The sequence below is a fragment of the Mesorhizobium sp. M7D.F.Ca.US.004.03.1.1 genome (assembly GCF_003998635.1).
Lineage (GTDB): Bacteria > Pseudomonadota > Alphaproteobacteria > Rhizobiales > Rhizobiaceae > Mesorhizobium > Mesorhizobium loti.
Window position 1 is genome coordinate 1 of record NZ_RZQG01001694.1, and the last position, 554, is coordinate 554.

1 pseudogene is annotated in these 554 nt (G+C 55.8%); it reads left to right on the forward strand.

Going from position 1 to position 554, the window contains the following annotated elements:
• Window positions 1–554, forward strand: a pseudogene (locus EN935_RS39535) (hypothetical protein); the annotation flags it as partial.

Sequence of the window (554 nt, forward strand, 5' to 3'; positions counted from 1 at the left end):
GTACGTGGTCGATCGCGACGCCCATCAGATAGTTGTCTTCGACAGGAACAGGCAGGTTGTTAGCCGACTAGGACAACGTCATCAGCCGGGCAATCCATTCAATCATCCCTCATGCGTCGCAATCGCATTGGACGGAGATATTTTCGTAGCAGACGGCTACGGTGGAACCGTTGTGCATCGTTTTTCATCCAGCGGCGAACCAATCTGCACTTGGGGTCGTCGCGGTACAGCGGCTGGCGATTTCCTGTTGCCGCACGCGATCTGTGTCATGAAAAAAGGCTCGGTCGTTGTAGCGGATCGCGAAAACAATCGCGTGCAGAAATTCGATTTTTCCGGCGCCCTACAGGCGGTCTGGACTGGCTTTTTCCGACCAACAGCGATCTGGGCCGACCGTGACGACAGGCTCTACGTTACTGATCAGGTGCCTTCGCTGACGGTTCTGGATGCGGATGGCAACTTTCTCAGCCGATGCCGTCCGGTCCTGAATGGGGCTCACGGCATTTGTGGGGATGAGGATCGCGGATACATCTATCTCGCTGAGATCAACCCAAGCC